17 protein-coding genes are annotated in these 19,543 nt (G+C 35.1%); 2 read left to right on the forward strand and 15 right to left on the reverse strand.

The features are described from left to right. Positions 1 to 52: 52 nt before the first annotated feature. Both pflA and pflB read right to left on the reverse strand, forming a co-directional pair. Positions 53 to 808, reverse strand: coding sequence for a pyruvate formate-lyase-activating protein (gene pflA / locus C9914_RS00230; RefSeq protein WP_106762649.1), 756 nt, complete (start codon positions 806 to 808; stop codon positions 53 to 55). A gap of 2 nt (positions 809 to 810) precedes the next feature. Further along, complete coding sequence (pflB, locus tag C9914_RS00235) at positions 811 to 3,063, reverse strand: formate C-acetyltransferase (RefSeq protein WP_106762651.1); 2,253 nt, start codon at positions 3,061 to 3,063, stop codon at positions 811 to 813. A 727-nt stretch (positions 3,064 to 3,790) separates the two neighbouring features. Here pflB and C9914_RS00240 point away from each other — a divergent pair. Then, on the forward strand, positions 3,791 to 4,621 hold the full coding sequence (locus C9914_RS00240; RefSeq protein WP_106762653.1) for a C39 family peptidase: 831 nt from the start codon (positions 3,791 to 3,793) through the stop codon (positions 4,619 to 4,621). 240 nt (positions 4,622 to 4,861) lie between these two features. Here C9914_RS00240 and C9914_RS00245 read toward each other — a convergent pair whose 3' ends face one another. The 9 genes from C9914_RS00245 to prfB all read right to left on the reverse strand — a co-directional run bounded on the left by C9914_RS00245 (position 4,862) and on the right by prfB (position 15,088). Next, a complete protein-coding gene (locus C9914_RS00245) occupies positions 4,862 to 6,523 on the reverse strand; it encodes a hypothetical protein (RefSeq protein WP_106762655.1) in 1,662 nt (553 codons plus the stop codon). 23 nt (positions 6,524 to 6,546) lie between these two features. Further along, the gene (locus tag C9914_RS00250; RefSeq protein WP_106762657.1) at positions 6,547 to 7,266 is read right to left on the reverse strand and encodes an ABC transporter ATP-binding protein; all 720 of its coding nucleotides are present in this window, start codon (positions 7,264 to 7,266) and stop codon (positions 6,547 to 6,549) included. A 584-nt stretch (positions 7,267 to 7,850) separates the two neighbouring features. Then, positions 7,851 to 9,191, reverse strand: coding sequence for a CdaR family protein (locus C9914_RS00255; protein ID WP_106762658.1), 1,341 nt, complete (start codon positions 9,189 to 9,191; stop codon positions 7,851 to 7,853). After that, entirely contained in the window at positions 9,157 to 10,068 is a 912-nt protein-coding gene (cdaA, locus tag C9914_RS00260) for a diadenylate cyclase CdaA (protein ID WP_106762660.1), read from the reverse strand. The genes C9914_RS00255 and cdaA overlap by 35 nt, the downstream gene beginning before the upstream one ends. Positions 10,069 to 10,163: 95 nt before the next feature. Further along, positions 10,164 to 11,318, reverse strand: coding sequence for an aminotransferase class V-fold PLP-dependent enzyme (locus C9914_RS00265; protein WP_106762662.1), 1,155 nt, complete (start codon positions 11,316 to 11,318; stop codon positions 10,164 to 10,166). Further along, complete coding sequence (locus C9914_RS00270) at positions 11,315 to 11,545, reverse strand: DUF3343 domain-containing protein (RefSeq protein WP_242972023.1); 231 nt, start codon at positions 11,543 to 11,545, stop codon at positions 11,315 to 11,317. The genes C9914_RS00265 and C9914_RS00270 overlap by 4 nt, the downstream gene beginning before the upstream one ends. Positions 11,546 to 11,830: 285 nt before the next feature. Continuing rightward, positions 11,831 to 12,241: a PH domain-containing protein gene (locus C9914_RS00275; protein ID WP_106762664.1), complete on the reverse strand. Its 411-nt coding sequence runs from the start codon at positions 12,239 to 12,241 to the stop codon at positions 11,831 to 11,833. A gap of 272 nt (positions 12,242 to 12,513) precedes the next feature. Beyond that, positions 12,514 to 13,596, reverse strand: a complete 1,083-nt coding sequence (locus C9914_RS00280) for a 6-phosphofructokinase (RefSeq protein WP_022264833.1) — start codon at positions 13,594 to 13,596, stop codon at positions 12,514 to 12,516. 370 nt (positions 13,597 to 13,966) lie between these two features. Continuing rightward, a complete protein-coding gene (prfB, locus tag C9914_RS00285) occupies positions 13,967 to 15,088 on the reverse strand; it encodes a peptide chain release factor 2 (RefSeq protein WP_106762666.1) in 1,122 nt (373 codons plus the stop codon). Positions 15,089 to 15,254: 166 nt separating this feature from the next. Between prfB and C9914_RS00290 the strand changes: the two genes are divergently transcribed. Then, the gene (locus C9914_RS00290; RefSeq protein ID WP_106762667.1) at positions 15,255 to 15,794 is read left to right on the forward strand and encodes a prolyl-tRNA synthetase associated domain-containing protein; all 540 of its coding nucleotides are present in this window, start codon (positions 15,255 to 15,257) and stop codon (positions 15,792 to 15,794) included. 59 nt (positions 15,795 to 15,853) lie between these two features. On the opposite strand, the gene ispF is transcribed toward C9914_RS00290, so the two are convergent. From ispF to C9914_RS00310, 4 genes are all read right to left on the reverse strand, one after another. Continuing rightward, positions 15,854 to 16,333, reverse strand: a complete 480-nt coding sequence (ispF, locus tag C9914_RS00295) for a 2-C-methyl-D-erythritol 2,4-cyclodiphosphate synthase (RefSeq protein ID WP_106762669.1) — start codon at positions 16,331 to 16,333, stop codon at positions 15,854 to 15,856. Positions 16,334 to 16,352: 19 nt separating this feature from the next. Beyond that, complete coding sequence (locus C9914_RS00300) at positions 16,353 to 17,051, reverse strand: SGNH/GDSL hydrolase family protein (RefSeq protein WP_106762671.1); 699 nt, start codon at positions 17,049 to 17,051, stop codon at positions 16,353 to 16,355. Between the two features lie 194 nt (positions 17,052 to 17,245). Further along, positions 17,246 to 18,736 (reverse strand): polysaccharide deacetylase family protein, encoded by a 1,491-nt coding sequence (locus tag C9914_RS00305; protein ID WP_106762673.1) that lies wholly within the window; start codon positions 18,734 to 18,736, stop codon positions 17,246 to 17,248. A 377-nt stretch (positions 18,737 to 19,113) separates the two neighbouring features. Continuing rightward, complete coding sequence (locus tag C9914_RS00310) at positions 19,114 to 19,542, reverse strand: type III secretion system chaperone family protein (protein WP_022264838.1); 429 nt, start codon at positions 19,540 to 19,542, stop codon at positions 19,114 to 19,116. Position 19,543: the final 1 nt, after the last annotated feature.

The raw sequence follows: 19,543 nt of genomic DNA on the forward strand, positions 1-19,543 counted from the left end.
AAAAGGACAATGCCGAAATTTTCAAATCAGCACTGTCCTTTAATATTATATTTTATTGCAAATAATCAGCCGTATGAAGAATTTTCTGAGCTTCTTCAACCTGTTCCTTTGTAGGCACAGGAACACCCTCAAGTGGATATTTCATTTTAAGTTCTTCCCATTTCATCAAACCAAGAGTATGATATGGCAAAATCTCTACCCTATCAACTGTATTAAGCTCTGAAATAAACTTATGCATTTCCTCAAGACCTGTCGGGTCGTCAGTAAGACCAGGAACGAGAACATGACGAAGCCACATTTTCTTTCCGTTATCTGAAAGCCACCTTGCCATTTTGAGAATATTAGCATTATCAAAGCCAGTAAGGCTCTTATGCTTTTCAGGGTCCATTTCTTTGAGGTCAAGTATAACCAAATCGGTCATAGACATAAGCTTTTTGAATTTATCCATCCATTCGGGATTGTTATCATCAAAAGGCTGTCCTGCGGTATCAATCGCAGTATGAACATTATGCTTTTTAGCAATTTCAAAAAGCTCAATCATAAAGTCCATTTGAAGCAGAGGTTCTCCACCACTTACAGTGATACCACCGTTTTTTGCCCAATATTTACGATAACGATAGATACGCTCAAATAATTTTTCAGCAGTCCATTCCTCAACATTTTTGCCCTTGCAACTCCAAGTTTCAGGGTTGTGGCAGAACTTGCATCTTAGATTACAGCCCTGCAAAAACACAACAAATCTTACTCCCGGTCCGTCAACAAGACCAAATGATTCGAGAGAATGAACATAACCTATTGTATCAGCCATAATTACATTGTTGCGTGGCAAGTACGAGAAATAACATCAAGCTGCTGCTCACGAGTAAGGTCGATGAATTTAACTGCATAACCAGAAACACGGATTGTGAAGTTAGCATACTCTTCCTTCTCAGGATGCTCCATAGCGTCGATGAGCTTCTCTTTGCCGAATACATTAACATTGAGGTGATGTGCACCTTGGTCAAAGTATCCGTCCATAACCTGTACGAGGTTACCTACACGCTCGTCATCTGAATGACCGAGAGCGTCTGGGTTGATTGTCTGAGTATTAGAAATACCATCAAGTGCCCAGTGATATGGAAGCTTTGCAACAGAGTTAAGAGAAGCAAGAAGACCGCTCTTTTCTGCGCCGTAGCTTGGGTTAGCACCTGGAGAAAGTGGCTCGCCAGCCTTTCTTCCGTCAGGCATAGAGCCTGTTGCCTTACCATAAACAACATTAGATGTAATAGTAAGGATAGAAGTTGTAGGCTCAGAGTTACGATATGTGTGATGCTTCTTAATCTTATCGAGGAATGTTCTGAGAAGCCAGATAGCGATTTCATCAGCTCTGTCATCATCGTTACCGTAGCGTGGGAAGTCGCCCTCTGTTACATAGTCAACAACGATACCTGTTTCATCTCTTACGGTCTTAACAGTAGCATACTTAATAGCACTAAGTGAGTCAACAACATGAGAGAAGCCTGCAATACCTGTTGCAAATGTTCTTCTTACTTCTGTGTCGATAAGAGCCATTTCAGCAGCCTCATAGAAGTACTTATCATGCATATACTGAATGAGGTTAAGTGTATTTACATAAAGACCAGCAAGCCAATCCATCATCTTGTCATACTTCTCGATAACCTCATCATAGTTAAGGATTTCAGAAGTAATCGGACGATATGCAGGACCACATTGGTCACGAGTCTTAACATCAACACCGCCGTTTATAGCATAGAGCAAGCACTTAGCAAGGTTAGCTCTTGCACCAAAGAACTGCATTTCCTTACCTGTCTGTGTTGCAGATACGCAGCAGCAGATTGAGTAGTCATCGCCCCATACTGGCTTCATAACATCGTCGTTCTCATACTGAACAGAGCTTGTCTTGATAGAAATATAAGAAGCATACTTCTTAAATGTATCAGGAAGAGCTGATGAGTAAAGAACTGTAAGGTTTGGCTCTGGAGAAGGTCCCATATTCTCAAGTGTGTGGAGGAAACGGAAGTCATTCTTTGTAACCATAGATCTGCCGTCTACACCGATACCACCAACTTCGAGTGTAGCCCAAACCGGGTCACCAGAGAAGAGCTGGTTGTAAGAAGGAATACGAGCAAATTTAACCATTCTGAACTTCATAACAAGATGGTCGATAAGCTCCTGAGCCTCAGCCTCTGTGAGTTTGCCGTTATCCATATCTCTCTGAATATAAATATCAAGGAATGTTGAGATACGACCAACACTCATTGCAGCACCGTTCTGAGTTTTGATAGCTGCGAGATAACCGAAATAGAGCCACTGAACAGCCTCATGAGCGTCCTTAGCAGGAACAGAAATGTCATAGCCATAAGAAGCAGCCATTTTCTTCATGTCGTTCAAAGCTCTGATTTGCTTAGAAATTTCCTCACGAAGTCTGATAACATCGTCTGTCATTGTGCCGTCGCCACAGTTAGCGAAATCCTTCTTCTTCTCTTCGATAAGGAAATCTATACCATAAAGAGCAACACGACGATAGTCACCAACGATTCTTCCACGACCATATGTGTCTGGAAGACCTGTGATAATCTTGTTGTGACGAGCCTTCTTCATTTCAGGAGTATATGCATCGAAAACTCCCTGGTTATGAGTTGTTGCATACTCTGTGAAAATCTTATGAAGCTCTGGGTCTGGAGTATAGCCGTTTGTTTCACAAGCCTGCTCAGCCATTTTGATACCGCCGAGAGGCATAAATGCACGCTTAAGAGGCTTATCTGTCTGAAGACCAACAACCTTCTCAAGGTCCTTTGTTTCTTCACTTATATAGCCTGGATTATGAGATGTAAGGGTAGAAACGATATGAGTATCCATATCAAGAACGCCACCCTTAGCTCTTTCTTCCTTTTGAAGTCCTTGGAGAACGCCCCAAAGAGTGTTTGTAGCTTCTGTAGGACCTGCAAGGAAAGATGAATCACCGTCATATGGACGATAGTTCTTCTGGATAAAGTCACGAGTATTGACTTCTTCTTTCCAGATGCTGCCCTCAAAGCCTTCCCATTGTGTAAATTCTTTCATCGAGAATCCCCTTCCTATATACCAATCTACAACCAGTAAAAATTTTAATGAAGCATTTAACAAGATAAATTCAAATATAAAATTTCCACTAAGAAATTAATCGAAAAAAATCAGTTAAAGCATCTTTAAGTTGTGTAAGCTATTATAACACACTACAATTTATAGTGCAAGTTTTTTAATGATATTTCAGGTAAAATTTAAGCATAATTTTTTTGGAAAAATAAAAAACCACATTATAATTACCACATATAGCACAATTACAATTTAAAAGTCAAAAACCACAATATAATGTTTTTATTTTTATAATTACCACTATATATACGATATAACTTTTCAAAAAAATTCTTTGATAAATTTTTGTCAATATTTTTAAAGAGCATAATTTTTTTATTTTTGCTCTTTAAAAAACTTATTTATTTTTACACTATTGTAAAAGTCTGTTAATAAAAACAATAAAATTTTTTCAGAATATAAGATTTTAAAATTATAACTTTTTAAAAATTCAATTTCATAATATATTTTATAAATTCTGACATTTTATATTCAGACAAGCTCAAACAAAAATTATTATAATGTATAAATGAAAATTTAATCATTATTAATGTATAAATTTTCATTATGCAAATATTTTTACAACTTTTTGACATTTTCATATATAAACTACGATTGATATAAAAAAAAATAAGAGTATAATTTAATTAAAATTTTATTAAAGCAAGGAATAAATATGAAAAAATTAATTATTTTTATCTTGTTAGCAACAGTTCTTCTTTCAGGTTGCTCTGCAAATAATACTTCAAACCAACAAACAACTTCATCTGAAAAAACTAAACAAACTATCGCTTCTAAATTTCTGGAGAGCAAGTCTCAAACCACTACTGAAACATCAAAAAATGACAAAAATTCAATTCCAGTTGCTTATACTATAAAGAATTTTGAAATTATCGGTCAGCTTCCTGAACTTCCAACTGGTTGTGAAATCACAGCACTCACTATGGTGCTGAACTATTATGGTCTTAACCCTGATAAGCTTGAGCTTGCAACAGAATATCTTCCAAAAACGGAATATTCAACATACTATAAAGATGGTAAATTAATAGGACCTGACTCAGATAACTACTTCTTAGGTGACCCAACAAGCGTATATGGCTATATTTGCGGAACAGGTGCAATAGTAACTGCGGCAAATAGCTTTATATCAGATAAAAATGCCAAATATATAGCAAAAGATTTAACTGGCTGTGATTTCTTAGAATTATATAAATATGTTTCTCAAGATAAACCGATTATCGTTTGGACGACAATCGAAATGGCAGACAGATGTGAAACAGACGATTGGTATACCGAAAACGGAAAACACTTAGAATGGAGTCAAAATGACCATTGCAGCGTACTTATTGGATACACTGAAAAAACAGTGAAAATAGCAGACCCTATTCTTGGTGATGTAGAGTATAGCAAAACTCAATTTGAAAAGGTTCTTACATCTCGTGGTAAAAAAGCGGTTGCACTCTTTGATAAAAATACTTCTACTTCCTCTTCCTCTAAAACTGAATAATAAAAGAAAAACGACAGTTTACTTCTTATCTTGAAGTCCTGTCGTTTTCTTAATTTTTAAGCAGATTCAATTCATAATAATTTGTCAGGCAATTTTGCAATCTTAGAAATGAATTTCTGTTCAACTACCTTTGCTGATAAAAGCATAAGGAACTTCCGTCCATCAGCCCTACAAGCTTTTTTAAAGCTTGAGCAAAACTTTTAATTTCTATCAAATTCATACTAATAAATAGAATTTCATTTATGCAACAGTTTCATAGATATTTTTAGTTGCTCTTGTTTTACATAACAAATAGCTTATTTTGCAAAAAATAACTAAAGTAATCATTAAACCAATTTCTAACATAATTTCGCTTACTCCAACAAAGCTAAAAAGCAAATATGCAATAACACATAAAACCGCTACAAACAATATTGAAAGTGCCATATTATAGAAAATATTATAGTTTCCTCTCAAGGCATTAACTTCATCGTCCCATACAAGCTTAGGGTTAATAGAATCCATATAAATTCCAAAATATGATGCAGACACAACGGAAAATAGACTTATAAGACAAGTAAAAAGTACAAACATACCATTCAACGAAAATAATATTCCTGCGATTATAACATATATAATCATTCCTAAACCACTGATTAAAATTGCCACACTTGCCTTAATATTTATCTGCGTCATAAAATCTATGGGAATATATTTCATAAACGCAAAGTGGCTTCCCTCTCTTGTGATTGAGCTTGAAGCTATGCTATTTGCAGATGTTATAAGCACTGAAATCCCTGATGTACAGAAAGCAAATATAAGTCCAGCAGTAGCATTTCCGTTGCTTAAATCTTTAAAGAATTTTCCCAAGAAATTATCAGGTCCTTGCAACGCATAAACAAGATAAAGTAAAATCGGCCATACAAGATTTATCACTATACAATTCATAAAGTACGCAGGTGTTCTTACAAGGATAAGAAGTTCCTTTTTGAAATAGCTTAATGAAACTTCCTTTTCTTTCAATCCCTTTACAGCTTTTCTAAAACCAACAGAATGTTGCTTTGCAGAGCCTGAACCGCCAATTCCCACAATGCCTTTAAAATACATAAGCTCCGCAAGAAGCAAGAATACAACAAGCGCAACAACATTTATTGTAAGATAGATAACTACACCAATAATATCTCCTGAAACACCTGAAACTATAAATCTTATATGTGGCAAAATGATATTCATAACTTTCAGAAGTGAATTATCATTTGCAATAGCCTGTATAATTGAATTTGTGCTGAAATCGCTCATATTTCCGCAGAAAAGCACAATTCCAAGAATTATAAGCAAGGTTAATACGCCAGTAAGCTTGTTTACTCTGTCTTTGTTTTTAATAAAGTGTGTAAAGTACATAGTAACAAGAGCTATTATACCGCAATAAACCATAGGTATTATAGGAAGTGTCAGCATACATAATATTGCCACAAGCCAAGACCATATAGGCAATCCTATAGCAAAAATATATCCCACTATAGCTGCAAAGACTATCATAAACTGCATTATGTTTTCACTTATCAACGCTGCTGTAAATTTCGCAGAAATTATCTGATAAGGCTTTAATGGCAGAGGTAATATAGATTCTACATCAGCAGAAAAATAAAAAACATTATAAATTACATTCAAGCCAAACACAAATGAAAAAGCCGAAATTAAATGTAAAAATAGTGCTATTCCCTGTTCTTGACCTCCAAGTTGTGTAAGACCACCAGTTATTGTATAAACAACAACTCCGACAAAAAATGATACTGGAAGAATTATTCCGAATACAGCTATAAGTGCCATAGCTGTATTAAAGATTTTCTTTCGTTTTTTCTCGTCATCGCTGAATTCCACTGATTTAATAAGTATATGTACAAATTTAAGATATAGTCGCATATAAATTTGTTCCTTTCGATAATTTAATTTTCTGTCATCTCTAAGAAAATATTTTCGAGAGTCTGATTAAGATGCTGACTTTCAAGATTTTCAAGCGTACCATCATATAGCAGATTACCTTTTTTAATAATGATAACCTTATCACAAAGCTTTTCCGCAACTTCAAGAACATGAGTTGAAAAGAAAACTGCATTGCCCTTTTTAGCGTGTTCTCTCATCATTTCTTTAAGCTCATATGAAGACTTAGGGTCTAAACCTGTCATAGGCTCATCAAGAATCCAAACAGGTGGATTATGCACCAAGGCTGCAATAACCATAAGCTTTTGACGCATACCGTGAGAATAAGACATCATTGGTGAAGATAAAGCATCAGTAAGCTCAAAGCGTTCCGCCAACTCATTTACACGCTTTTTTCTATCATCGTTAGAAACCTTATAAACATCTGCAATAAAATTAAGAAATTCAATTCCCTTTAATCTTAAAAACATATCTGGACTATCAGCAATATATCCAATAGAACTTTTTGCCTGAATCATATTTTTCTTAATATCGAAACCATTTATCTTTATTTCTCCCTTATCAGGTGGCAAAATTCCTGTAAGCATTTTTATAGTTGTAGTCTTACCTGAACCATTTGGACCAGTAAAACCAACTATTTCACCGCCACGAACCTCAAAACTAATATTATTAACCGCTTTTATAGTCCTATTATAAACCTTTGTAACATTTTTAAATTTTATCATACGCATATCACCTTATTTGTAAATTTGCACTATTTTAATGAATTTTTCAAATAAATTATATACTACTTAAACATACAAGTCAATAATAAATGAAAGTATATGCTTTATATCAGCAAATCAGACTTTTCTAAGACACTTAAAAGTTTCGCTCGAGCCTTTTCAAAGGCTCGCCAGGTCGAGGGACGGAGTCCCTCGTGGGTGTTAAGGGCAACGCCCTTAACATTCTTTGATCCTAAAGAGGTGGACTTTGTCCACCTCTTTATTTTCTTGTGTTAGCAAAATTAGCCCCACAGGGAACCCCCTGCGAGGGTTCCCTACGAAAAACATTCCACTGGAATGTTTTTCTACCCTCCTGCGCTTTTCGGAGCATAAAGAATTTCGCCGTCTGCGGACGGCGACAAGGGCGTTGCCCTTGACCTACGAGCCTTTGAAAAGGCTCGAGCGAAACTTTTGAGTGTCTAAGATAAATTTGTCAGCTATTCGATATTTACTTAATCTGTGTCAGCAAACTTTTAAATCTTTAATAACTCTAAACCAAAAAGTCACAGCAGTTTATAATTCTGCTGTGACTTCTAAAATTAATCTTAATGATTTGAAGCTGATGAACTTACGCTTGGACTTGAACTTGTATTCGATTTATTTGTAAGCGTAAAGGTTGCGTGATTTTCTCCATCAGAATAATTCCACCAACAAGATTTATAGCCATCTATACTTATTTGCAAAGGTTTGGTAATAAATGCCGCTGTGGATTCTGATTCCGTCAAGGTTGCATAAAGTGTAATATCACTTGCTTTCATAGCATTAACCTCGTTCTCAGGTCCTACTATCGTCACATTAAAGCTATTGCCCGAAAGTTTACCAGTAACCCCCGAAACATTAGACCTAAGCTCCACATTGCTTACCGTAAAGCTTTTAGATGTGAATTTATCAGTATTAAATTTAAGTGTAACCTTTTCGATTCTGTCAACATTCGTACATGATGTGGGAACTTCAATAGAAACACTCATTGTTTTCCTTTCAGCAGAAATCTGTGAGAGGTCAACGGGTTCAGTTTTTATCTCAGTAATACTGTCAATAACCTCATCAGAAGCCGCAAGTTGAATATATCCGCTCTCAGGACTTTCAATAGAAACCCAGTTATCAGGCATTTCCCATGAATCAGGAATATTAGTAAATTCTACCTTAATAGGCACCTGTTTAACTTTCAAAACAGGAACAGTAACCTGAACACTATCAAATTCAGCAGTTACATAATCGTTAGAAACCTCCGCTCCATCTTCATCATAAAATCTAAGCGGAACATCAAAAGTTTTAGTTTCTGTAAGAGTTTCATTTGAAGTGTATTCTGCTTTTACTGTTGCAATCCTCTTTATATAAGTTTCAGCACCAGAAAGCTTGATAGTATCAACCGAAAGTTGATTTTGCTGTTTAAGATATTCACTTCCTGTCTGAACCTGAACATCTTCTTCTATTTTTAGAATTTTTTCTGCTCTCCTATCAACATAAGCTGTAATTGTCGATGGAGTAACCGTTGAATCAAATTCATAGTCGCTAAGTATGCCTTGCTTTTTAGCACTAAGCTTTAGCTTATATTCGCCTGGCTTATTAACCTCTGAAACATCTGCTGAAACAAGAATATCACTGCTCTGAACAGAGCCGATAACAAGCTTGTTTCCCTTTATTCTGATTTCAGCCTTTGTATCCTCAGTCTTCATAACCTCAAGCCCATCTGAAAGATTTGGAATACTTATTGAAATATCCGTTATAGTCTTAACATCAGGATCTGAAGATGTTGACGAAACAATTATCCAAATAACAAAAGCCATACAGATTGAAAAAATCAATATGTATTTATCATTATATAGGAAGTTATGAAAACTAAAATTTCTTTTAATCGTCCTCGGACTTCTTTTCCGATTTTTCATTTTTTCGTCCCCTTCTTAAACCCGAAATAATCGGAATTTTTTCTTCTGCGCTCTTAGGCTGTGGAAGTAACAAAGCTTCCAACTCACCCTTTAGGGTTTCCTTAGTATAATCTCTTGTAAGTACACCATTAACAGCAATAGAAATTGTGCCAGTTTCTTCCGAAACTATAACAATAACCGCATCAGAATATTCGCTTATACCAAGAGCCGCTCTGTGTCTTGTGCCAAGGTCTATACTTACTTGGTCATTTTTTGTCAGCGGTAAAATGCAGCCTGCAGCATAAACCATACCATCTCTTACAACCATAGCACCATCATGAAGTGGAGCTTTGTTAAAGAAAATATTTCCTATAATCGGCGTAGATGGTATCGCATTAAGTACTGTACCTGTATTGACGATTTCGCCAAGCTTTGTTTGTCGTTCAAAAACAATCAAAGCACCTGTTTTTGTCTTATGAAACATATCGCATACATCTACAACACTATCTATGCAAGCTCTTGTATGCTTTACTGTTTCTTCCTCAGCAGGAGTTGATGCAAGGCTTGTCCAATATTTTCCAAGCTTACTTCTTCCCATCTGCTCTAAGGCTCTTCTCAATTCAGGCTGAAACAGAATAAGAACTGCCAGAACTGAAAATTGGAAGAAACTACTGAAAAGTGAGCTTAACATTTTAAGATTAAACTGGAATGAAAGTGCAAACGCAATAATCAGAATAATTATACCCTTAACAAGCTGTTCCGCTCTCGTTTCACGAACCAGCTTTATCACGCTGTAAATTATAAATGAAACTGCGGCAATGTCAAGTACATCAGTAAGTCGAAAGGTATTCATAAGAGCTATAAAGCCGTTGAATGCCGATTGAACCCATTCCCACATATATTTCACTTCCTTAAAAAATAGACTGTATAATCCCGCAGACAAATCATCTGCGGGTATACTAACACTATCATATAATCTTTGGTAGGCATTTGTCAATGCTTTCTTAAATTATGAATAATTTTTAAAATAGCATTAACAAGATAATCCATATCATTTCTTGTTGTAAACATAGACGGAGATACTCTTACAGCACCGCCATCAATAGTTCCAAAAAACTCGTGTGCAAATGGTGCACAATGCAAACCAGCTCTTACTGCAATCCCATATTTATCAAGCATAGCCGAAATAGTTTCACTATCCATACCCTCTATATTAAAAGATAAAAGCGGAACATAATGTTCGCTTTCAGGTCTATCAGTATAGAGCTTGACTTCCTTTATCTTAGAAAATCTGTCATATAGATATTGTATAAGACGCATTTCGGAATTTGCTATATTATTAACTCCACGCCTCATAATAAATTCTGTTGATGCCTTTAGCCCAACAATTCCTGGCAAATTCTGTGTTCCGCTCTCAAATCTATCTGGCAATATTTCTGGCTGTTCAAGAGAATATGAGTTACTTCCTGTACCACCCTCAATAATTGTATCAAGGGGAATATCAGTATTAAATATAAGCATACCTGTTCCCATAGGACCATATAAACCCTTATGACCAGCACAGCACAGAAAATCAATGCCACTTTCTTTTAAATCTATTGGAACGATACCAGCTGCCTGAGCTGCATCAACTGCTATTGGAATACCATAAAGATGTGCAAGAGCTGTAATTCTATCAATAGGAAGCTTTATTCCCCATACATTAGAAGCATATATGCAAAATATCAGCCTTGTATCTTGATTGATTGCCTTACGGAATGAATCAAGCGTTTTATCATTATCATTAGGATAAACTCTCGCAACTGTATAGTTTATACCATTTTCAGAAAGCTTTTGCAAAGGACGCATAACAGCGTTATGCTCAAGACACGAAACAACAACATGGTCGCCCGATTTCAAAAGACCTTTCAGAACCATATTACAAGCTGTTGTACAACTGCCAGTAAAAATTATACTGTTCTCATCAGATGCATTGAAAAAACGCATAAGTGTGTTTCTTGAGTCAAACATTATCTGCGAAGACCTAATCGCAAGTTGATGTCCTCCTCTGCCCGGATTAGCACCATATTTCATAAATGAATTATTAACCGAGTTTATAACTACTCTTGGTTTTGGAAAAGTTGTCGCAGAATTATCAAGATAAATCACGGCACATTCTCCCTCTCCATTCTTCCGGCAACCCTTATGCCTGCCTCTTCAAGAATCCTTTGTGCTTCATCAGTCCTTTTAGGAACATATAAACTATATCCGCACGAGCTTCCACGAATATGGCTCGGAGTACGCACTATATCACTTCTTATACCATATCTCGAAAGAAGCTGTCGTCCTTTCATAGCATAGGTAACAGATGATACCATAATTAAAGGCTTGCCCACAAAATCACCTCACTGTTCTTTTATAACAGTTTATGCGGCAAGCCCTTATATTGCAACCTGATAAACAGTTTTTTGCAAATATTATTCAATTACTATAACATAAGTTCTATAAAAATTAAAAATTTCACTCAAGGCGGAGTGCCTCCGCTGTCAAGACGCGTTCTACTTTTTTGTTAAATTAAAACTTGCTATTCGCGTCTAAGCTTTTATCATTTTCGTAGGGGATTCCCTGAAAGATAAATGCTGACCAAAACTTTCAACTTGATGTTTTTTAATTATTATAGGTTAAAAACCATCATCAAAATCATCATCAGGCCCAGCAATACTCTGAGGGTCATAAACCTCACCTTGACGAACTTTCATTCTGAGCCTTTCATTTTCAACGGCCTCTGCAAGACTATCTCTGAATGCTCTTGCATTTTTAATATTTTTAATTTCAAGAATAGGGTGAGATGCGTCCTTTGATTTAACTGTAACTGTACCAAGCTTAAAAATTTTCTGAAAAAGTGTTTTTGAAAGCTCCATATCTATAATGCGATATAGCAAAATCTCATTTTCTGTTGAACGCAAAAGTCCCTCATTCAGTATAATTCTCTTTGGAGTAAGTGTATATTTAGTAAATGTCCAAGGTATTCCAAATAACAACCAACGCTTTCTTTCTTTCATTATTACATCTTTTGCATATTCTTCTACCACGATACTTCTCCTTTTCTAACAAAATATAAAGCGGCGAGCCGCCGCTCCCAAGACGCGTAATCGGTTTTGCAAGCAAAGCCTCGATATTCTTAATCTACTTATATTGCCAAGGTTTAAAGTAATTACCAATGAACTACTTTAGGGGGCGAACTTCGTTCGCTCTTAATCAAAGACTTCGCCCTTAAAACCCACCAAAGGCTCCGCCTTTGGAAACTGCAAGCTTTTGAAAAAGCTTGAGCAAAACTTTTCAGTGTCTTAGGAAAGTCTGTCAATTAGTCGCCAAAGCTTATGCCTGTGAGTCTTGCGGTTTTGATGATTTCACAATCAGCAGGTACAGTCTTTAACTTACCAGCAATATCAGAAAGTGCAACAGGTACAACTCTTCCATTTATAAGTGAAACCATACAGCCATAATGCTCATTTATAATACATTCTCCGGCAGCCGCACCAAAACGAGTTGCAATAAGCTTATCATAAGGTACAGGACTTCCACCTCTCTGAAAATGTCCTGGAACAGTAACTCTGGTTTCTTGACCTGTTGCCTTCTCTATCTGAGCGGCAATCTCATAAGAAATTGATGGATACATAAGATTTGCAAGAGCTTCTTTCTTTTGCTTTTTAGGAAGTGCGGCTCTTTCTTTTGATATAGCACCCTCAGCAACAGCAAGAATCGAAAAATTCTTTCCAGACTTAGTTCTTTGTTTGATACACTTAATAACCTTATTTATATCATATGGAATTTCAGGAATCAAAATGACATCAGCACCACCTGCAATACCTGCGTAAAGTGTAAGCCAACCTGCCTTGTGTCCCATAAGCTCAACTATAAACACACGGCTGTGAGAAGTAGCTGTTGTGTGTATGCAGTCAATAACCTGTGTTGCAATATCAACCGCACTCTGAAAACCGAAAGTCATATCAGTTCCCCAAAGGTCATTATCTATCGTTTTAGGCAGAGAAACAACATTTAATCCTTCTTGAGAAAGCATATTTGCAGATTTTTGAGTACCATTTCCGCCGAGAATAACAAGGCAGTCAAGCTTCATCTTCTTATAATTTGCTTTCATTGCAGCAACCTTATCTACATTATTTTCTTCATCAATAACACGCATAAGCTTAAACGGCTGACGAGAGGTTCCGAGAATAGTTCCTCCACGAGTAAGAATACCAGAAAAATCCTCAGGCTTCATAAGGCGATATTCACCCGTAATCAAGCCTCTATATCCATCTATAATACCATAAATCTCTATTTCATCTTTCTTATAGTGATTATAGAGAGTCTTGCAAACTCCACGAATTGCGGCATTAAGACCTTGGCAATCTCCTCCACTTGTTAAAATACCGATTCTTTTCATAAATAAACGCCCCTTTACCTTTAATAATAGAGTGAATTTTTGTACAATTCTACTATCCATTATAATACACCAAAGTGTATATGTATAGCAAGAGTTTTTTATGATATATATGCAAAAATGAGGTAAAAACTTTATAATATAGCAAACTGCCGTTCATAAAGCACATAATATTTTGATACTATAAAATAAGTTAAAATTTCTTTAATTAAAGCTTTTTAATAAATTATTACTTTCAATCCACAAAATCTTTTTTAAGTAAAACTTTAATATAATAAAATCTCCTATGAAAAATGTACAACTTTCTAAATAGTTAGCCTTTAATCTAACATTTCAAAGTCGGTACACAATAATAGGAGATTTTTTATTTATATTATTGATTATCAAGCTCACCAAGACTTGATGCCTTGAGATATGCGTTAATAAAGCCATCGAGGTCGCCGTCCATAACACCATTGATGTTACCAGTTTCAAAGTTTGTGCGATGGTCCTTAACCATTGTGTAAGGCATAAAGACATATGAACGAATTTGAGAACCCCATGCTATTTCTTTCTGAACTCCCTTAATATCTTCAATCTTATCAAGATGTTCACGCTCTTTAATTTCAATAAGCTTAGATTTAAGCATTGTCATACAAACTTCTCTGTTCTGGTGCTGGCTTCTCTCAACCTGACAAGAAACAACTATGCCTGTTGGAATATGAGTAAGACGAACAGCTGAAGAAGTCTTATTAACCTTCTGACCACCTGCACCACTCGCTCTATAAACATCCATCTTAATATCTTCAGGACTAATTTCGATGTCGATAGTATCATCTATTTCAGGCATAACCTCAAGTGATGCAAAAGAAGTATGGCGTCTGCCTGAACTATCAAAAGGAGAAACTCTGACAAGACGATGAACACCAGCTTCACTCTTGAGATAACCATAAGCATTTTCGCCCTCTATCATAATAACGGCACTCTTTAAGCCTGCTTCATCACCATCAAGATAGTCAACAGTCTTAACCTTAAAGCTGTGGCGTTCTGCCCAACGGTTATACATTCTATAAAGCATTTCTGCCCAGTCCTGAGCCTCTGTTCCACCTGCACCTGCGTGGAAAGTAAGAATTGCATTATTCTTATCATATTCACCAGTAAGGAGAGTAGAAAGACGCTGTTCCTCAAGACTGCTCTTTACTTTTTCATATTCAGCAGTTGCCTCATCAAGCAAGGATAAATCCTCTTCTTCATTAGCAAGCTCTATCAACGCATGGGTATCTTCATAGCTTGCAACGAGTCTGTCATATTGCTCAACCTTATTTTTAAGAGAACCTGTCTTTTGCAAAATCTTCTGTGAATTTTCCATATCGTCCCAGAAACCTGGTTCAGCGGCTCTGCGTTCAAGCTGTTCGATTTCTGACTTTATAGCACCCATTCCAAGTGCTTCAGATAAATCCTTAATATCAGGCCAAAGCTCCTCTAAAGCAAGCCTGAGTTCATCAAACTGTACCATAAATTATCTCCGTTCTGCTGTTATTTTTCTTACTAATTATAACTTAAATTTTTCTAAATGTAAAGTATATTATAATGCGGTGCTATTATTAGGTTTAATAGTTTATTTGACACATAAAGCTTCAAGTAGTATCATTCATTATAGATTTTAAATGGAGGTTTAAAATATGCTTATACTTCAAAACGGACGACCTGATGACGAAACAAACCGCTTGCCAAAAGAAATTCGTACATATGATTTTCTTGATAAGCTCAATATTGAATATCAAAGAATAGACCACGAACCAGCAATGACTATGGAAGTCTGTGCTGAAATAGATAAAGCCCTTAAAGCTATGATTTGCAAGAATTTATTCCTCTGCAATCGTCAGGAAACAAATTTTTATTTGCTTATGATTCCTGCGGATAAAAAATTCAAAACTAAGGATTTATCCGCACAGCTTAGCGTATCAAGACTTTCTTTTGGCAAAGAGGAATATATGGAAAAATTTCTTGATATTACACCAGGCTCTGTCAGTGTTATGGGACTTATGAACGATACCGAAAATAATGTTCGTCTTATAATTGATGAAGATGTTTTTAAGGACGAATATTTCGGCTGTCACCCTTGTATAAATACTTCCAGTATACGCTTGCGTATGAGTGAACTTACAGACACTATACTCCCTGCTATGAATCATATACCAACAATAGTGCACTTACCATAAATAAATTCGAATAAAAAATACACAGCTCAATTATATCAAGCTGTGTATTTTTTATACTTTTATATTGTCATCAATAAAACAACTGCGTGTGCAGCTATTCCCTCTTCTCTGCCTGTAAATCCAAGCCTTTCTTCGGTTGTAGCTTTTACACTTAATTCATCAATATCAAGCTTCATAGCTTTTGCAAGCTTACTTCTCATTTCGTCTATGTAAGGTCTAAGCTTTGGTGCCTGTGCAAGAATAGTAGAATCTACATTTGAAATTTCGTAGCCTTTATTTCGTATAAGTTCACAAACCTTTTCAAGTAAAACTAAGCTATCTATATCTTTATATCTATCATCGTTATCTGGAAAATGCTTTCCTATATCTCCGAGAGCAGCTGCACCAAGCAGTGCATCACATATTGCATGAGCAAGAACATCAGCATCAGAATGACCTAAAAGTCCTTTATAGTGTGAAATTTCAACTCCGCCGATAATAAGCTTTCTATCCTCAACGAGCTTATGTACATCATAACCATGACCTACTCTGAATTTCATAAAATATACCTTTCATTAATCACATAGCTGCAGCATAATTTTTAAAGGTACTGCACATAATAGACTGACCTTTTTCATTAAGATGTATGCCATCAACACATAAATAACTCTTATAATCACGGATTTTCAAAAAAGGCTCTCTTATATCTATAAGCGGAAGATTATATTCATAAGCAAGCTTTTCTATTGCGTGTGAATAGCTTTCTTGCTGACGATATATTATAGTTTTATCTTTAAGCCAGTATAAGACCTTATCACCGTCTACTCCGTCCATACGGCTTATCCAATCAAAATACATCTCAGAGCTTATAGGAGGAAGATTAGACAGAATCGGCTTTATATTATGCTTAGTAAGTTCATCAACCATATTCTTCATAGAATCCACAAATTCAGGAAGTGGCGTATTAGGCTGGTGTTCTATCTCAGGATTTGCAGAAACTTTCGCCCAGTTAAAATCGCAGTCATTTCCACCAAATTCCAAAAGAACTGCATCTGCTGAAAATCCCTTTTGCAGGGATTTTTCAAGATTAGCCTCTGCCTTTGGAGCAGTACAGCCAAAGCGTGAATTATTTTTAATATCTACTGTACTAAAAATTCTTGAGAAAAGATTTACTGCACATTTTTTAGTTGCACGATATTTTCCAGTAACCTCATCAAAGATAACTCCCTTAAGTAATGAATCGCCCCAAATACCTATTTTTTGCACTACATTTTTCATAAACTCACCCTCACTTCATAAACTCAGAAAATACTTGAGAGTTTTTAACCTATAAAATGCTTATGCTTAATTATACTACCTAAAAATTCCAAAATAATTACTTAAAAGAAAAATAATTTGATAAATAACAATATAATATTTTTAGTTTATAAATCCGCAATATTTTTTCTATAAATAATAACACAATAATACACTTACCAAGGATATGTTTCTCCGCCCTTTATGTCCAATTCCTTGTAGTAAAGAAGTTCTTCAACAGTTACAAGCTGATAACCTTCCGCTACTAACTTAGGTACTATTTCTTTTATAGCCTCTGCTGTTGAGCTATGTATATCGTGCATAAGAACAATATTTCCATCGGAAACCCGGCTTATAACAGCTTTTGCTGTTTTGTTTTTATCTAAGTTTTCCCAGTCTTCTGTATCCACATTCCAGAAAATCAATGGTGTTTTATTAAGAATCTGCTGAACCCTTTCGCTATATGCACCATATGGAGGTCTTAATGCTGTTGTTGGACTTCCTGTTACATTTTTAACTATCTTATCAACATAATCAGCTTCTTCTTTTATTTCATCATCTGTAAGCTCTGTAAGATTAGAATGGTCTTTAGTATGATTGCCAATTTGACAACCAGCATCTGAAATCTTTTTAAGAACATCAGTATTTGCTTCCGCATTATAACCTACAACGAAAAATGTTGCTCTTGCATTATACTGTTTCAAAACATCAAGAATAATTTCTGTATTTTCAGAATGAGGACCATCATCAAAAGTTAAGGCAACCATAGGCTTATTAGGGTCTAAATTATCACGAATAGTAGATGCCTTTTTGATAGTATTTTTCGCATTTTCAAGAGAAATTTCTAAATATTCATCAAGTTCAGAAAGAGCTATCGGAATTTCATATATCGTACTTCCAGAACCAAATAACTCTTTCTGGTTCATATAAATAGTACACTTATTATCATTTATAGAATATTCTCCAAAATGAATTTTATCAGCACTTGTAGCAGATAAAAATGTTTCATCTGATGTTTTTTTCTTTGTATCAATATTATTATTAAAATAAGTCCTTACATATTCAGAAGCAAAGTTATAAAAGCTATTTTTAAAAACTTGTTCATCGTCAAGAAGCTTATCGGTTTCAAGCTCAAACATCATTGTAGAAACATAAGCGGAAATCAGTTTTTTATTATTATCATATTCCTTAGCTTTAAATACAATCGAAAGATATTTGTCATCTGCTGTTTCTGTAATATAATCAACAGCAGTAAATCTTGCCGAAGATGCCTCTGAACACTTTGAAAAATATGATACTCTATCGTTTATCTCTTTATCAATATTATCAATTTTTGTATAAGGATAATTTATAAGATAATCTTCTGTTTCCACATATAATGCTTCATATTTTTCGCCACTATATAACATATGTTCAATTTTAGATTTATCTAAAAATGTAGATTTTATATTTGAATCATAAGTATCTCCATTAAAAATTGACATTCCATCCATTATAAAAAATGCTGCCACACAGGCGGCAAGAACAAATAATATAGAAATTAAAGTAATAATCCATATATGATTTTTCTTTTTTCTGCCTCTGCCATTTTCTATATATGTATTTCTTAACCCCGAATAAGAATACTGTCTGTTAACGCTATAATTATAACGATTCTTATGCCTCATAATATAAACAACCTCCTTTTAGTCGTCTTATAAGATTTATTCTATCAAATTAAGTATATTTGTCAACACAGCTTCAAAAACTTTGCAAAATTTTAAAGAAATATGTATAAATTTCTTTAGAAAAATTTATTTCAAGGACTTTTCTATTGTCCATTTTTTACAGACTTATGCAATATAAATTAGTCACGATAGACATCTGCTGTTCAGCTATACATTTCCCACTATCTGGTCATATTTGGAGCTTGCACCAATTAGAGTGTACCCATAGTGTTGCAAACAAAAAAGTGGTGGATAAAATCCGCCACTCAAGAGTAAGAGATGTTAAGAATTTCGCACTTCAAACACATCAAATGCTCAACCTGAACATTGAAATTTTGTTAGCTACAAAGCCTATCCGTATATTTCTTGACTACTCCACAAGTATACGAAATCATATTCTCTATTTGCTTATCACTTATCAAACTTCCATTAAATGAAGTTGCCATTCTGAACTCTATCGAACCACTATATAAATCATAATCAAAACTGCCCATATCTAATTCACAAGAGCACTTGCAAATATTCACACAAGCTTCAAATCTGTTATTCTCGTCAATTTGAACATCAAGTGGCGAATAGAGTCTTATAAGCTGTCTTTCAGCATCAATAGTTATAGTAAATGGTATAAAGCTTGCCTCTCTTTTAACATCAAAATTTACGGTCATTATTTCTTCATCATCATCGAAATCATATTTATTTTTTCGAACAATATTCAAAAGCGACCCATAAACTCTATTAGCAGAAATCATTTCATTTTTATCAGCCATA

Source organism: Pseudoruminococcus massiliensis (assembly GCF_900291955.1).
Lineage (GTDB): Bacteria > Bacillota > Clostridia > Oscillospirales > Acutalibacteraceae > Pseudoruminococcus > Pseudoruminococcus massiliensis.

Excerpts from the sequence above, each read along its gene's own strand:
- ispF (WP_106762669.1), bottom strand. The coding sequence starts at position 16,333 with ATGAAATTCAGAGTAGGTCATGGTTATGATGTACATAAGCTCGTTGAG.
- C9914_RS00240 (WP_106762653.1), top strand. The coding sequence starts at position 3,791 with ATGAAAAAATTAATTATTTTTATCTTGTTAGCAACAGTTCTTCTTTCA.
- cdaA (WP_106762660.1), bottom strand. The coding sequence starts at position 10,068 with ATGTGGGAATGGGTTCAATCGGCATTCAACGGCTTTATAGCTCTTATG.
- C9914_RS00280 (WP_022264833.1), bottom strand. The coding sequence starts at position 13,596 with ATGAAAAGAATCGGTATTTTAACAAGTGGAGGAGATTGCCAAGGTCTT.
- pflB (WP_106762651.1), bottom strand. The coding sequence starts at position 3,063 with ATGAAAGAATTTACACAATGGGAAGGCTTTGAGGGCAGCATCTGGAAA.
- pflA (WP_106762649.1), bottom strand. The coding sequence starts at position 808 with ATGGCTGATACAATAGGTTATGTTCATTCTCTCGAATCATTTGGTCTT.
- C9914_RS00255 (WP_106762658.1), bottom strand. The coding sequence starts at position 9,191 with ATGAAAAATCGGAAAAGAAGTCCGAGGACGATTAAAAGAAATTTTAGT.
- C9914_RS00300 (WP_106762671.1), bottom strand. The coding sequence starts at position 17,051 with ATGAAAAATGTAGTGCAAAAAATAGGTATTTGGGGCGATTCATTACTT.
- C9914_RS00310 (WP_022264838.1), bottom strand. The coding sequence starts at position 19,542 with ATGGCTGATAAAAATGAAATGATTTCTGCTAATAGAGTTTATGGGTCG.
- prfB (WP_106762666.1), bottom strand. The coding sequence starts at position 15,088 with ATGGTACAGTTTGATGAACTCAGGCTTGCTTTAGAGGAGCTTTGGCCT.
- C9914_RS00250 (WP_106762657.1), bottom strand. The coding sequence starts at position 7,266 with ATGATAAAATTTAAAAATGTTACAAAGGTTTATAATAGGACTATAAAA.
- C9914_RS00305 (WP_106762673.1), bottom strand. The coding sequence starts at position 18,736 with ATGAGGCATAAGAATCGTTATAATTATAGCGTTAACAGACAGTATTCT.
- C9914_RS00245 (WP_106762655.1), bottom strand. The coding sequence starts at position 6,523 with ATGCGACTATATCTTAAATTTGTACATATACTTATTAAATCAGTGGAA.
- C9914_RS00290 (WP_106762667.1), top strand. The coding sequence starts at position 15,255 with ATGCTTATACTTCAAAACGGACGACCTGATGACGAAACAAACCGCTTG.